A 13,034-nucleotide genomic window follows, 5' to 3' on the forward strand; every position below is an offset into this window, starting at 1 on the left:
GATGGCGGCAGAGACGTTGACAGGCTTGTCGGGCAAGGTCGCGGTAACGAACATCGGGCTGCTGTTGTCGGGCGATATCGATCAGCCGATCGTCGACGCGGACACGCTGGTGATCGACGACGGCTTGATCGTCGCGCTCGGCCGCGAAAAAGACTGCGATCTCGAAGGCGCGCGCACGACGGTCGACTGCAAAGGCACGACGGTCGCGCCGGGCCTGATCGACTCGCACGTGCATCCGGTGTTCGGTGACTGGACGCCGCGCCAGAATCAGCTCGGCTGGATCGAGTCGAATCTGAACGGTGGCGTGACCACGATGATCTCGGCCGGCGAAGTGCATTTGCCTGGCCGGCCGAAAGACGTGCTCGGCGTGAAGGCGCTCGCGATCACCGCGCAGCGCTCGTTCGAAGGCATGCGCGCGGCCGGCGTCGGTGGCGGCGTCAAGGTGCTGGCGGGCGCACCGGTGCTCGAGAAGGGCATGGTCGAGCAGGACTTCAAGGAGCTGTCCGAGGCCGGCGTGAAGCTGCTCGGCGAAGTCGGCCTCGGCAGCGTGAAGGGCGGCGAGGAAGCCCAACAGATGGTTGCGTGGGCCCGCAAGTACGGCATCCAGAGCACGATTCACACGGGCGGTCCGTCGATCCCGGGCTCGGGCCTGATCGATCGCGACGTGGTGCTCGCCGCCGATGCCGACGTGATCGGCCACGTCAACGGCGGGCATACCTCGCTGTCGTATCGGCACGTGTGCGATCTGTGCGAGCAGTCGAGCCGCGCGCTCGAAATCGTCCACAACGGCAACGAGCGCATCGCGTTGCTGACCGCGCGGCATGCGATCGAATTGAAGTGCCCGCACCGGATCATTCTCGGCACCGATAGCCCGGCCGGCTCGGGCGTGCAACCGCTCGGCATTCTGCGCATGATCGCGCTGATCGCGAGCTTGGCCGACGTACCCGCCGAAATCGCGTTCTGCTTTGCGACCGGTAATACCGCGCGGCAGCGCAACCTGCGCCAGGGGCTGATCGAGGTGGGCCGTCCCGCCGATCTCGTGTTCATGGACCGCGCGCAGCATACGGCCGCCGACACGCTGCTCGAAAGCGTGCAGCTCGGCGATATTCCGGGTGTGGGCATGGTGATGATCGATGGTTTGATCCGTTGCCGGCGCAGCCGCAATACGCCGCCCGCGACCGAAGTGCCGGTGGTGCTGTGAACGCGCGGCGCGACAGGGTGCTCGCGTGATGACGAACCGCGCCGCGCGGCTCGTGCTGACGGTGAACGGCGCGACGCATGTGGTCGATGCGGTGGCGCAGACGCCGCTGCTCTATCTGCTGCGCAACGATCTCGCGCTGAACGGGCCGAAGTTCGGCTGCGGCCTCGGCGAATGCGGCGCCTGCACCGTGCTGCTCGACGGCATACCGACGCGCGCCTGCGTGACGACCGCCGAAGTGGCGCTGGGCCGCGAGATCACGACGCTCGAAGGGCTGGGCACCCGCACCGCGTTGCATCCGGTGCAGCAGGCGTTCATCGACGAACAGGCCGCGCAATGCGGCTACTGCCTGAACGGCATGATCATGACCGCGAAGGCGCTGCTCGATCGCGATCCGCATCCGAGCGTCGCGACGATCCAGCGCGAGTTGTCGCGCAATCTGTGCCGCTGCGGCACGCATGTCGAGATCGTGCGCGCGGTGCAGCGCGCCGCGCAATTGCTCGCCGCGCAGACCGATGTGCACGACGGAGCGCGCGGATGACCGGGCCCGACTTCAGCGTCGATCGTCGTGGCGCGCCGCCGTCGCGCAAGCAGTTGTACGACGCGCAGAGCGTGCTGATCGTCGCGCGGCCGCCGCCTGCACCGGTCAAGGCCGCGTCCGGCCAGCCGGGCTCGCGTTCGTCGTTCGTGCCGAGCGAGGCCGAGCTGTTTCTGGCCGTGCGCGACGATGGCAGCGTGGTCGCGTTCAATGGTCACGTGGACCTTGGCACCGGCATCGGCACCGCGCTCGCGCAGATCGTCGCGGAAGAACTCGATGTGCCGCTCACGCGTGTGTCGATCGTGCTCGGCCATACCGGCGAAACGCCGAACCAGGGACCGACGATCGCCAGCGCGACGATTCAGATTTCGGCGGTGCCGCTGCGGCAAGCGGCGGCGCAAGCGCGTCAGTATCTGCTCGCGCAAGCAGCCGCGCGCCTCGATGCAGACACGAACGATCTCGACGTGCAGGACGGCCGCGTGTTTGCGCGCAATGGCGACCCGGCGCAGGGCATTCCCTATGGCGAGCTGATCAAAGGCCAGCGTGTCGAACTGCTGCTGTCGAACGATGCCCCTTTGAAATCGCCGCACGCGTACCGCGTCGTCGGCAAAAGCGCGCCGCGTGTCGACATTCCCGCCAAGGCGACCGGTGAGCTGAGCTTCGTGCACGATGTGCGCGTGCCCGGCATGCTGCACGGACGCGTGGTGCGGCCGCCTTATGCGGGCATCGCGCAGGGCGCGTTCATCGGACATAGCCTGCTGGAAGTAAACGAAGCGCCGATTCGCGACTTGCCGGGCATCGTCAAGGTGGTCGTGATTCGCGACTTCGTCGGTATCGTCGCCGAGCGCGAGGAGATCGCGCAGCTGGCGGCTCGGCGGCTCGACGTGCGCTGGAAAACGGTCGACGGCTTGCCGCCGCTCGACACCGGCGAGCAGGTCGAAGCGGCGTTGCGCGCCAATCCGGCGACGCGGCGCGATCTGGTAATCGAAGGTGACGTGGATGCCGCGCTCGCCCAACACCCGGCCCGCACGCTGGAGCGAACCTATGTTTGGCCGTTCCAGATGCATGCATCGATCGGCCCGTCCTGCGCGGTCGCGGACTATCGCAACACGGACCGCGAAGGCGCGAAGCTCAACGTCTGGTCCGGCACGCAGAACCCGCATTCGCTGCGCGCCGATCTCGCGTTGCTGCTCGCGCTCGACGAAGCGCGCATCGACATCGTGCGGATCGATGCGGCGGGCTGCTACGGGCGCAATTGCGCGGACGACGTGGCCGCCGACGCCGCGCTGCTGTCGCGCGCGGTCGGCGCGCCGGTGCGCGTGCAGCTATCGCGCGAGGACGAACATGGGTGGGAACCGAAGGGCGCCGCGCAACTGATGGACGTACGCGGCGCGCTGAGCGCCGAAGGCGAACTCGCCGCCTACGACTTCGCGACGCGCTATCCGTCGAACGACGCCCCCACGCTCGCGCTGCTGCTGACCGGCGCGATCCCCGCCCAGCCGCAGGTGTTCGAGATGGGCGACCGCACGGCCGTGCCGCCATACGACTATCGCAGCATGCGCATCGTCTGCGACGACACGCCGCCGATCGTGCGCGCCGCGTGGCTGCGCGGCGTGTCCGCGTTGCCGAACGCGTTCGCGCACGAGTCGTTCATCGATGAACTCGCCGAGCAGGCCGGCGTCGATCCGGTCGAATTCCGCCTCCGGCATTTAACCGACCCGCGCGCGATCGACCTCGTCAAGGCGGTCGCGGCGAAAGCCGGGTGGCAAGCGCGCGAAGCCGCGTTCAAAACGCGCGGCGCAGACCACGAAGACGGTGACATCGCGCGCGGCCGGGGCATCGCGTACGCCCGCTACGTGCACAGCAAATTTCCGGGTTTCGGCGCGGCATGGTCCGCGTGGGTCGCCGACGTCGAAGTCAATCGCAGGAGCGGTGAGCTGGCGGTCACGCGCGTCGTGGTCGGCCAGGACACGGGCACGGTGGTCAATCCCGACGGCTTGCGTCATCAGATTCACGGCAACGTGATCCAGACGACGAGCCGCGCGCTGAAGGAGCAGGTCAGTTTCGGCGACAACGCGGTGACGAGCCAGGAGTGGGGCGCGTATCCGATCCTGACGTTCCGCGAAGTGCCGGTGATCGACGTCGTAATGATGCCGCGCCACGGCGAGCCGCCGATGGGCGCGGGCGAATCCGCGTCGCTGCCCGGCGCGGCCGCGATCGCCAACGCGCTGTACGATGCGACCGGCGTACGTTTCCGACGTCCGCCGTTCACGCCGGAGAAGATTCGCGCCGCGCTCGCCGACGCGCAGGCGCAAGACAACGCGGCGCGCCGCAACAAGCGCTGGCGGCGCGGCTTGTTCGGCGTGTTGGCCGCAGGCGCGGCGGGCGCGCTCGGCTGGATTGGCGCGCTGTCGTTCGCCTCGGTTGCCGGCGCGCCGCTTGCGCCGATCGCGCCGCCGCTCGCGAGCGCGTTCGCGCCGGAACTGGTCGCGCGCGGCAAGCTGCTCGCGTCGCTCGGCAATTGCGCGGTTTGCCATACCGCCCGCAACGGCGTGCCGAACGCCGGCGGCAAGCCGCTCGCCACACCGTTCGGCACCGTCTACAGCACCAACCTCACGCCCGACGGCCAGACCGGGATCGGCCACTGGTCGCTCGAAGCGTTCGTGCGCGCGATGCGGCACGGCATCAGCCGCGACGGTCATCGGCTGTATCCCGCGTTTCCGTACACGTCGTTCCAGAATATCTCCGACGACGATCTGCACGCGCTGTACGCGTACCTGATGTCGCAAACGCCGGTGCGCAGCCGGCCGCCGGAGACGAAGCTGGCGTTTCCGTTCAGCGTGCGTCCGCTGATGGCTGCATGGAACGGCCTGTTTCTCCGCCGCACCGCGTTTGCCGCCGACCCCGCGCAAAGCGTCCAATGGAATCGCGGCGCGTATCTGGTGAATGGCCTCGGCCATTGCAGCGCCTGCCACACGCCGCGCAACGCGTTCGGCGCCGAAAAAACCGGCGCGGCGTTCATGGGCGGCGGCAGCGCCGAGGGCTGGCAAGCGCCCGCGCTGTCGGCGTTGTCGAGTGCGCCGGTGCCGTGGAGCGAGGACGAGCTGTTTCGCTATCTGCGCGACGGTTACGCGCCGTTGCACGGCGTCGCGGCCGGGCCGATGGCGCCCGTGATCGGCGACCTCGCGGCGCTGCCCGACAGCGACATCCGCGCGATGGCCGTCTATCTCGCGTCGCTCAATCCGCTGGAGCCGAACGCCGATCCCGCCGCCAGCGCGCGCAACTACGAGCTGGCCAGCACGATGACGGGCGCGCCGGTCACGGCGGGCGCACGGCTTTTCGACGGCGCGTGCGCCGCGTGCCATCACACCGGCAGCGGGCCGCAGCTGTTCGGCGCGCATCCGTCGCTCGCGCTGAATACGAACCTGCACGGCGCGACACCGGACAACCTGATTCGCGTGATTCTCGACGGCATCGGCTCGCCTGCGCGGCCCGAACTCGGTACGATGCCGGCGTACCGCGACAGTTTCAACGACGCCCAGGTCGCCGAGCTCGTGTCGTACCTGCGCTCGCAGTTCGCGGGCGGCAAGCCGGCTTGGCAGGACGTCGCCGCGAACGTGGCCAGAATCCGCGCGCAACCGCGCGAGCAATGAGCCCTCGCACCTTGCACGTTCGCACGTTCGCACGTCTGTCCAAAACCAGCAGTCCTTCTGATAACGGAGAAACGCATGACCACGCGCGCAGGATGGATCTCTCGCCTCATGGTGTCGACCGTGTGCTCGTTCGCCGCACTCGGCGCGAGCGCACAGCAGACCATCAAGATCGGCGAGATCAATAGCTACAAAGCCCAACCCGCCTTTCTCGGGCCTTACAAGCAAGGCTGGAATCTCGCGCTCGATCAGGTGAACGCGGCGGGCGGCGTGCTCGGCAAGCAGCTCGAAGTGGTTTCGCGCGACGACAACGGCAACCCTGGCGATACGGTCCGCGTCGCGCAGGAACTGATCGCGCGCGAGCAGGTTCAGCTGTTGTTCGGCGGCTTCCTGTCGAACACCGGTCTCGCGCTCGCCGACTTCGCGAAGCAGAAGAAGATCTTCTTTCTCGCCGCCGAGCCGCTGACCGACAAGATCGTCTGGGCCGATGGCAACAAATACACGTACCGTCTGCGTCCTTCGACCTACATGCAAGTCGCGATGCTGGTGCCGGAGGCCGCGAAGCTGAAGAAGAAGCGCTGGGCGGTCGTGTACCCGAACTACGAGTACGGGCAATCGGCGGTGGCGACCTTCAAGAAGCTGCTGACCGCCGCGCAGCCGGACGTGCAGTTCGTCGTCGAACAGGCGACGCCGCTCGGCAACGTCGACGCGGGCGCCGTGACCCAGGCGATCGCCGATGCGAAGCCCGACGCGATCTTCAACGTGCTGTTCGGCGCCGACCTCGGCAAGTTCGTGCGCGAGGGCAATACGCGCGGGCTCTTCAAGGACCGCGCGGTGGTGTCGCTGCTGACCGGTGAGCCCGACTACCTCGATCCGCTCGGCGCCGAAGCGCCGAGCGGCTGGATCGTGACGGGCTACCCGTGGTATTCGATCGATACGGCCGCGAACAAGCAATTCGTCGACGCGTATCGGGCGAAATATCACGACTATCCGCGGCTGGGCTCGGTGGTCGGCTATTCGGCGCTGATGTCGATCGCGGACGGGATCAAGAAGGCCGGGTCGACCGATCCGGACAAGCTTGCCGCCGCGTTCAAGGGGCTCGACGTGCAGACGCCGTTCGGGCCGATCATGTACCGTGCGCAGGACAATCAGTCGACGATGGGCGCGTATGTCGGCGTGACCGGTGTGAAGGATGGCAAGGGCGTGATGACGTCGTACCGCTATGTGGATGGCGCGAGCGTGCAGCCATCGGATGCCGAGGTGAAGAAACTGCGGCCGGCGGATTGAGGACGTGGTGCGCGGCGCTTCGTCGTGACTGCGGTTGCCGCGGCCAACACTATTCTTCCGCGTCGTGCTCCGAGACGAAGCGCTTCAGATAAGCGAGCACGGCGGCTTCCATCGCGCGATGATCGGCGGTGTTTTTCGAGCCCGCGTTTTCTTCATCGCCGAATAGCGTGGACGGCGCGTTGTGCACGTCCACTTCCTGCCCTTCGCGGAACACGCGGATTTCGTGGACGTCTTCGGCGTATTCGGCGATCCAGTGCACGCCCTCGATATGTGCGCCAGCGCGAACAGTAGCTATCTTCATGGCTGTCTCCCATGCACCGCAGTCGACCCGGGGCAGCACGTTTAGCGCGACGCCGGACTCATCTCCACACCATACGCCGTCCCGCCGACGCGCGCGAGTCCCGCCGCGCAACTGCCGCCGAACCTTGGTGCGGATGGCGCTCCGGCACGCTCGTTGCTGAACGCTAAAGCCTCAACCACAACCGGAGAACCGTCATGCCAGAGCAGAAAACCATGAAGCGTGCCGCGGCCGATAAACGCGCGGGCAAATCAGCGAGTACTCAAGCGGGAGAGTTCGTCAAGGAACAGGTGGACAAGGTCCGCGCCGGCAAGCACGGCGTGCGCTCGCCGAAGCAGGCGATCGCGATCGGGCTGTCGGAGGCGCGTCGCGCGGGTGTCGATCTGAAGCCGCCGAAGAAGGGCGCCGCGAGCGAGGCGACCCGCAAGAAAGCACAGAAGGACAGCGCGGCGGGCAAGCATGAAGGCGCCGCGAAGAAGAGCGCGAGCAAGGAGTCGAGCGCGAAGCGCTCGCGCGTGTCGGAGAACGTGCTCAAGCGCGAGAGCAAGGCTGGGGCGTCGTCGGCGGCGATGTCGAAACAGGCGAAGTCGGCGGCGGCCAAGCGGCCTGCCGCGAGCCGCTCGGCCGCAGCCAAAAAAGCCGCGCAAACCAAGGGCGCGGCTGGACGCTCCGCTGCCGCGAAGAAGGCCGCGCAAACGCGGGCATCACGCTCGCATCACTGAGGTTGCGGCGCGCGGATTGCCTTTTGTCGTCGCCTGGCGGCGCGCCTTCTTACTGGACCGTCGCCAGCACCTCGCCAACCGTGCGGAAGATCCGCGCGATCTGCTCTTCGTCGATGATCAGCGGCGGCGAGAAAGCGAGGATGTCGCCAGTGAAGCGGATCAGCACGCCCGCCTCGAAGCATTTGACGAACGCCTCGTAAGCGCGAGCGCCCGGCGCGCCGTCGCGCGATTCGAGCTCGATGCCCGCGACGAGGCCGAGATTGCGCACGTCCTTCACGTACTTCGCGCCGCGCAGCGCGTGCGCGGCGGCTTCGAATCCCGGTGCGAGGCTGGCCGCGCGCTCGAACAGCTGCTCGCGACGGTACAGATCGAGCGTCGCGATCGCGGCCGCGGCCGCCGCCGGATGCGCCGAGTACGTGTAGCCGTGGAACAGCTCGATCGCGCCCGGCGCGCCGCTGCCTACGACGGTGTCGTGGATCGTGCGGCTCGCCGCGACCGCGCCCATCGGAATCGCCGCGTTGTTGATCGCCTTCGCCAGCGTGATGAGGTCGGGCGTGACGCCGAAGTATTCGCTCGCGGTCGCCTTGCCGACGCGGCCAAAGCCCGTGATCACCTCGTCGAAGATCAGCAGGATGCCGTGCTTCGTGCAGATCTCGCGCAGTTTCTGCAGATAGCCTTGCGGCGGGATCAGCACGCCGGTCGAGCCGGCCACCGGTTCGACGATCACCGCGGCGATCGTCGAAGCGTCGTGCAGCGCGACGATGCGCTCCAGTTCCTCGGCCAGATGCGCGCCCCATGCGGGCTGGCCCTTCGAGAACGCGTTGTGTTCGAGGTTGTGCGTGTGCGGCAGATGATCGACCGCCGGTAGCAGCGCCCCCGAAAACGTCTTGCGATTCGGCGCGATGCCGCCAACCGAAATCCCGCCGAAGCCGACGCCGTGATAGCCGCGCTCGCGGCCGATCAGGCGCGTGCGCTGAGCTTCGCCTCGCGCGCGATGGTAGGCGAGCGCGATTTTCAGCGCGGTGTCGACCGATTCGGAGCCCGAGTTCGTGAAGAAGATGCGGTCGAGCCCGGCCGGCATCAGTTCGGCGACTTTGGCCGCTGCTTCGAACGCGAGCGGGTGGCCCATCTGGAAGGTCGGTGCGAAGTCGAGCGTCGATAGCTGCTGGGTGATCGCGGCGACGATTTCATCGCGGCTATGGCCCGCGTTCACGCACCACAGCCCGGCGCAGCCGTCGAGAATCTCGCGCCCGTCGGTGCTTCGGTAGTACATGCCCTGCGCCGACTCCAGCAGGCGCGGCGCGGCCTTGAACTGGCGGTTGGCGGTGAACGGCATCCAGAAGGACGACAGATCGTCGATGACGGGGCGCGAAGTCATGGCATCTCCTCGAAGGGGCGCGGTTGGGGCTTTTAGCGTAGCCAAACTGTAGCGTCCGCGGTTTAATGGCGGCATAAACAGTTGACGAAGTGTGGTGCCAACTGTGCTGGCGGATTCGCGCGAACTGTCCCGGTGGTCGGGCCGTCCGGAGTCCGCCTTCTTCCCTGATTTTTCGCCCGAAACATGATCGAACTCGACCTTCAACGCGACCGGCGCGCGGCGCCGACGCTCGTCGAACAACTCGTGCAAGGCTTCGCGCGCGCGATCGACGCGCACTCGCTGCGCGCGGGCGCGCTGCTGCCATCGGTGCGGCAGCTTGCGCAAAGCCACGCGCTGAGCACCTTCACGGTGACCGAGGCGTACAACCGGCTGGTGTCGATGGGGCTCGTGGTCGCGCGGCGCGGCTCCGGTTATCGGGTGGCGGCGCGCTCGCCGTCCACGCGAGCGCCCGTCGCCGACTGGCAGCCGCCGAGCCTGACCGCGACGTGGCTGCTGTCCGACGTGTTCGCCGATCATTCGGTGCCGATCAAGGCCGGCTGCGGCTGGCTGCCGAGCGAATGGATCAACGAGAGCGGGCTGCAGCATTCACTGCGGGCACTGAGCCGGGTGCCGGCCGCGCGCCTGGGCGACTACGGCCATCCTTACGGCTTCGCGCCGCTGCGCGAGCACATCGCCGAACAGCTCGACCGGCGCGGGCTGCCCGTCGAGCTCGCGAACGTGCTGCTCACGCAGGGCGCGACGCAGGGTCTCGATCTGATCGTGCGCACGCTGCTGCGCGCGGGCGATGCGGTGATCGTCGAAGATCCCGGCTACTGCAACCTGCTGCAGATCCTGAAGCTCGCCGGGCTGGTCGTGCATGGGGTGCCGCGCACGCCGGCCGGCGTCGATACGGAGGTGCTCGCAACGCTGGTCGCGCGGCACAAGCCGAAGGCGATCTTCGTCAACACCACGCTGCAGAATCCGACCGGCGCGAGCTTCGGCATGTCGGCCGCGTTCCGCTTGCTGCAGATCGCCGAGCGCGAACGCATCTGGGTGATCGAGGACGACGTGAGCCGCGAACTCGCGCCGGCCGGCGCGCCGCTCCTCGCCGCGATGGAGGGCTTGCAGCGCGTGCTGTACGTCGGCGGCTTCTCGAAGACGGTGACGCCGGCGCTGCGCTGCGGTTACGTGGTCGCCGAGCAGGCGGTGCTGCGCGAACTCGCGCGCACGAAGATGGCGGTGGGGCTGACGTCGTCGGAAACGATCGAGCGGATCGTCGACAAGGTGCTGGTGGAAGGGCGTTACGCGCGCCACGTCGAGACGGTCAACGAGCGGCTCAAGCTCGCGCATGTGGCACTCGAAGAACGGCTCGACGCGCTCGGGCTCGACGTGTTTCACCGGCCGCGCGCGGGGCTCTTTTTGCTGGCGCGTCTGCCGATCGAAGCGGAGCGCGCCGCCGAGGTCGCGACCGCCGCGCTCGCGCACGGCATCTGGCTCGCGCCGGGCTCCTACTTTCGTCCCGACGACGCGCCGAGCGCGTGGTTCCGCTTCAACGCGCCGTATTCGACCGACGACGCGTTGTGGCGCTTCATCGAGCGGGTCCGGCAGGGGGCATGGTAGACGCGGCGACGCGCGTCGAAAGCTCAGCCGCCGTGCCCAAGCAGCTTCAGCGCGACCGGATACAGCGACGCCACGAGCAGAAGCGCCATCGCGATGTTGAAGACGCGCAGCCGCTTCGGGTTCGACAGCACCTCGCGCATCGCGGTGCCGAAACCGGCCCACGCGCAGATGCACGGAAACCCGATCACACAGAACACCGCGGCCATCGCAACGGCGTTCATGCCGAAGCTGTTGCTCAGATGAATCGTCGTCGCGGCGGTCAGCACCATCATCCACGCCTTCGGATTGACCCACTGAAACGCGATCGCTTCATGAAAGCGCATCGGGCGGCGCTCGCCGCTCCTGAGCTTCAATTCGCCCGAGGTGCCGATTCTCCACGCCAGATACAGCAGATAAGCGACGCTGACGACTTCCAGCACCGTATACAGCACGGGGAAATGCACGAACGCCTCGCCGAGGCCGATCCCGACCGACAACATCAACAGCACCACGCCGGCGCTGATGCCGGACAGATGCGGCAGCGTGCGGCGAAAGCCGAAGTTGACCCCCGACGCGAGCAGCATCGTGTTGTTCGGACCGGGCGTGATCGAGGTGACGAGCGCGAATAGAATGCCGGCGGGCAGCGCGCTGAGAGTGACGAAAGACATGAATGCTCCGGTGTCGCGAACAGAAAACGGTGAAGCTCATTCTAGCTACAGGGCCCTGTACAGTACCTGTACGGTTTGAAGAATGGCGTCCGGTACGGATCGATGATGACTGGTCGGCTGCAACGCGGCGCCATGGAGTCGGTAGTTAACATATGTTGCAATTATTTTTTTAATGGCAACATATGTAGACGACTGGCGCAGCAGTCCGCCATCTATCAGGAACCTGCCGCACGATTGGAGATACCCATGAAAGTGATGAATTGGTCCACTGTTGCCCTGCTCGTCGCGGCAACGTTGGCAAGTCCGGGCGCGTTCGCGCAGGACGCGACGTCCACGCTTGCCAAGATCCAGCACAGCGGTGTGATCGCGATTGGCCATCGCGAGACATCGGTGCCGTTCTCCTACGTCGACGCGAACAACGAGGTGGTCGGCTTTTCGCAGGACCTGTGCAACAAGGTCATCGATGCGGTCAAGGCGAAAACGAAGCGTCCGGACCTCAAGGTGCGCTTCATCCCGGTCACCTCGCAGAATCGCATTCCGCTCGTGCAGAACGGCACGGTCGATCTCGAATGTGGCGTGACGACCAATCTCGCCGCGCGCCAAAGCCAGGTGACGTTCGGCGACACGTTCTTCGTCGCGACGACGCGTCTTCTGACGCGCAAGGACTCGGGCATCAAGGACTTTCCGGATCTCGCGGGCAAGACGGTCGTGACCAATCAGGGCACGACGTCCGAGCGCATCCTGCGCAAGATGAACGAAGACAAGAAGATGAACATGCAGATCATCAGCGCGAAGGATTACGGCGAAGGGCGCCTCACGCTCGAAAGCGGCCGTGCCGTCGCGTACATGATGGATGACGTGTTGCTTGCCGGCACGCGCACGCTGACCGCGAAGCCATCGGACTGGATCATCACCGGCACGCCGCAATCGTCGGAAGCGTACGGCTTCATGTTGCGGCGCGACGATCCCGAGTTCAGAAAGCTGGTCGACGACACGCTCGAACAGGTGATGAAAGGACCGGAAATCCACACGATGTACGACCGATGGTTCATCAAGCCGGTGCCGCCGAAAAACATCAGCTTCGACTTTCCGATGAGCGATTCGCTGAAGCAGCTTTATGCGACGCCGAACGACAAGGCGCTTGAATAACGGTTTTTGCAGCCATCCCATGTAGGCATTGATATTTGTGTGGCGATCTTTTGCTCTTTCTTCTATACCAGGTACAGGCGGCGCGTTTGGGTTGAGCGCGTCGTCCGGTAGCGGGAATGGAGGTGCAAAGTGTCGAAGCCGATGGAAACTTCGCGATGCGGACGGATTTTTGCCAGTGGAATCCTTCGTGCTGCGCTCGCATTAGCGGGCGGCGTCTGCATGGTGTCCGCGCACGCCGACGCGCCAATGCGCGCAATCACGATCGTATCGGGCACCTATGGCGAGAATTGCGGCGCGCCGCCCGGCAATCTGACCCGCGAGCTCGCGCGTCATTGCAACGGACGGGCGACTTGCGACTACCCGCTGCCCGGCCTGCATAAAGGCGGCACGACGATGGCATGCCCACGCGACTTTCACGCCGAATGGCATTGCGACCACGCCGACTTTCACCGCGCGGCGTTGAGTCCTGGCGCGAAATCGGGCGATACCCTCGTGCTCGGTTGCACGGAGTCGCGTGGCGCGGGCAAGTAGCTCAGTGCGCAAATAAAAAGGCCGAGTCCCCAACGGG

Annotated in this window: 11 protein-coding genes; 8 read left to right on the top strand and 3 right to left on the bottom strand. The window is 66.5% G+C overall.

Annotation, left to right across the window (positions count from 1 at the left end; all coding sequences use genetic code 11):
• Position 1: 1 nt before the first annotated feature.
• The 4 genes from BJG93_RS18720 to BJG93_RS18735 all read left to right on the top strand — a co-directional run bounded on the left by BJG93_RS18720 (position 2) and on the right by BJG93_RS18735 (position 6,673).
• Positions 2-1,201 carry an amidohydrolase family protein gene (locus tag BJG93_RS18720; RefSeq protein WP_027195798.1) on the top strand — a complete coding sequence of 400 codons (1,200 nt, stop codon included), beginning with the start codon at positions 2-4 and terminating at the stop codon, positions 1,199-1,201.
• Between the two features lie 28 nt (positions 1,202-1,229).
• Positions 1,230-1,739 (top strand): (2Fe-2S)-binding protein, encoded by a 510-nt coding sequence (locus BJG93_RS18725; protein WP_027195799.1) that lies wholly within the window; start codon positions 1,230-1,232, stop codon positions 1,737-1,739.
• On the top strand, positions 1,736-5,389 hold the full coding sequence (locus BJG93_RS18730; RefSeq protein WP_027195800.1) for a molybdopterin cofactor-binding domain-containing protein: 3,654 nt from the start codon (positions 1,736-1,738) through the stop codon (positions 5,387-5,389). Before BJG93_RS18725 ends, BJG93_RS18730 begins: the two co-directional genes overlap by 4 nt.
• Positions 5,390-5,464: 75 nt before the next feature.
• Positions 5,465-6,673, top strand: a complete 1,209-nt coding sequence (locus BJG93_RS18735; protein WP_027195801.1) for an ABC transporter substrate-binding protein — start codon at positions 5,465-5,467, stop codon at positions 6,671-6,673.
• A 49-nt stretch (positions 6,674-6,722) separates the two neighbouring features.
• Here BJG93_RS18735 and BJG93_RS18740 read toward each other — a convergent pair whose 3' ends face one another.
• Positions 6,723-6,974: a hypothetical protein gene (locus BJG93_RS18740; RefSeq protein ID WP_027195802.1), complete on the bottom strand. Its 252-nt coding sequence runs from the start codon at positions 6,972-6,974 to the stop codon at positions 6,723-6,725.
• 194 nt (positions 6,975-7,168) lie between these two features.
• On the opposite strand from BJG93_RS18740, the gene BJG93_RS18745 reads away from it, so the two are divergent.
• A complete protein-coding gene (locus tag BJG93_RS18745) occupies positions 7,169-7,693 on the top strand; it encodes a DUF6496 domain-containing protein (protein WP_027195803.1) in 525 nt (174 codons plus the stop codon).
• Between the two features lie 49 nt (positions 7,694-7,742).
• On the opposite strand, the gene BJG93_RS18750 is transcribed toward BJG93_RS18745, so the two are convergent.
• Positions 7,743-9,071, bottom strand: a complete 1,329-nt coding sequence (locus BJG93_RS18750) for an aspartate aminotransferase family protein (RefSeq protein WP_027195804.1) — start codon at positions 9,069-9,071, stop codon at positions 7,743-7,745.
• Positions 9,072-9,254: 183 nt separating this feature from the next.
• Between BJG93_RS18750 and BJG93_RS18755 the strand changes: the two genes are divergently transcribed.
• A complete protein-coding gene (locus BJG93_RS18755) occupies positions 9,255-10,670 on the top strand; it encodes an aminotransferase-like domain-containing protein (protein ID WP_027195805.1) in 1,416 nt (471 codons plus the stop codon).
• 23 nt (positions 10,671-10,693) lie between these two features.
• Here the strand turns inward: BJG93_RS18755 and BJG93_RS18760 are convergent, their stop codons facing one another.
• Complete coding sequence (locus BJG93_RS18760) at positions 10,694-11,317, bottom strand: LysE family translocator (RefSeq protein ID WP_027195806.1); 624 nt, start codon at positions 11,315-11,317, stop codon at positions 10,694-10,696.
• A 246-nt stretch (positions 11,318-11,563) separates the two neighbouring features.
• On the opposite strand from BJG93_RS18760, the gene BJG93_RS18765 reads away from it, so the two are divergent.
• Both BJG93_RS18765 and BJG93_RS18770 read left to right on the top strand, forming a co-directional pair.
• Complete coding sequence (locus tag BJG93_RS18765; protein ID WP_027195807.1) at positions 11,564-12,466, top strand: glutamate/aspartate ABC transporter substrate-binding protein; 903 nt, start codon at positions 11,564-11,566, stop codon at positions 12,464-12,466.
• A 219-nt stretch (positions 12,467-12,685) separates the two neighbouring features.
• On the top strand, positions 12,686-12,997 hold the full coding sequence (locus tag BJG93_RS18770; protein WP_231337560.1) for a hypothetical protein: 312 nt from the start codon (positions 12,686-12,688) through the stop codon (positions 12,995-12,997).
• The last annotated feature ends 37 nt before the right edge of the window (positions 12,998-13,034 follow it).

Source organism: Paraburkholderia sprentiae WSM5005, assembly GCF_001865575.2.
Lineage (GTDB): Bacteria > Pseudomonadota > Gammaproteobacteria > Burkholderiales > Burkholderiaceae > Paraburkholderia > Paraburkholderia sprentiae.

What these genes read in the sequence shown, in the direction of transcription:
- BJG93_RS18720 (WP_027195798.1), top strand. Translation starts at nt 2, where the DNA reads ATGGCGGCAGAGACGTTGACAGGCTTGTCGGGCAAGGTCGCGGTAACG.
- BJG93_RS18740 (WP_027195802.1), bottom strand. Translation starts at nt 6,974, where the DNA reads ATGAAGATAGCTACTGTTCGCGCTGGCGCACATATCGAGGGCGTGCAC.
- BJG93_RS18745 (WP_027195803.1), top strand. Translation starts at nt 7,169, where the DNA reads ATGCCAGAGCAGAAAACCATGAAGCGTGCCGCGGCCGATAAACGCGCG.
- BJG93_RS18760 (WP_027195806.1), bottom strand. Translation starts at nt 11,317, where the DNA reads ATGTCTTTCGTCACTCTCAGCGCGCTGCCCGCCGGCATTCTATTCGCG.
- BJG93_RS18730 (WP_027195800.1), top strand. Translation starts at nt 1,736, where the DNA reads ATGACCGGGCCCGACTTCAGCGTCGATCGTCGTGGCGCGCCGCCGTCG.
- BJG93_RS18735 (WP_027195801.1), top strand. Translation starts at nt 5,465, where the DNA reads ATGACCACGCGCGCAGGATGGATCTCTCGCCTCATGGTGTCGACCGTG.
- BJG93_RS18770 (WP_231337560.1), top strand. Translation starts at nt 12,686, where the DNA reads ATGGTGTCCGCGCACGCCGACGCGCCAATGCGCGCAATCACGATCGTA.
- BJG93_RS18750 (WP_027195804.1), bottom strand. Translation starts at nt 9,071, where the DNA reads ATGACTTCGCGCCCCGTCATCGACGATCTGTCGTCCTTCTGGATGCCG.
- BJG93_RS18725 (WP_027195799.1), top strand. Translation starts at nt 1,230, where the DNA reads ATGACGAACCGCGCCGCGCGGCTCGTGCTGACGGTGAACGGCGCGACG.
- BJG93_RS18755 (WP_027195805.1), top strand. Translation starts at nt 9,255, where the DNA reads ATGATCGAACTCGACCTTCAACGCGACCGGCGCGCGGCGCCGACGCTC.
- BJG93_RS18765 (WP_027195807.1), top strand. Translation starts at nt 11,564, where the DNA reads ATGAAAGTGATGAATTGGTCCACTGTTGCCCTGCTCGTCGCGGCAACG.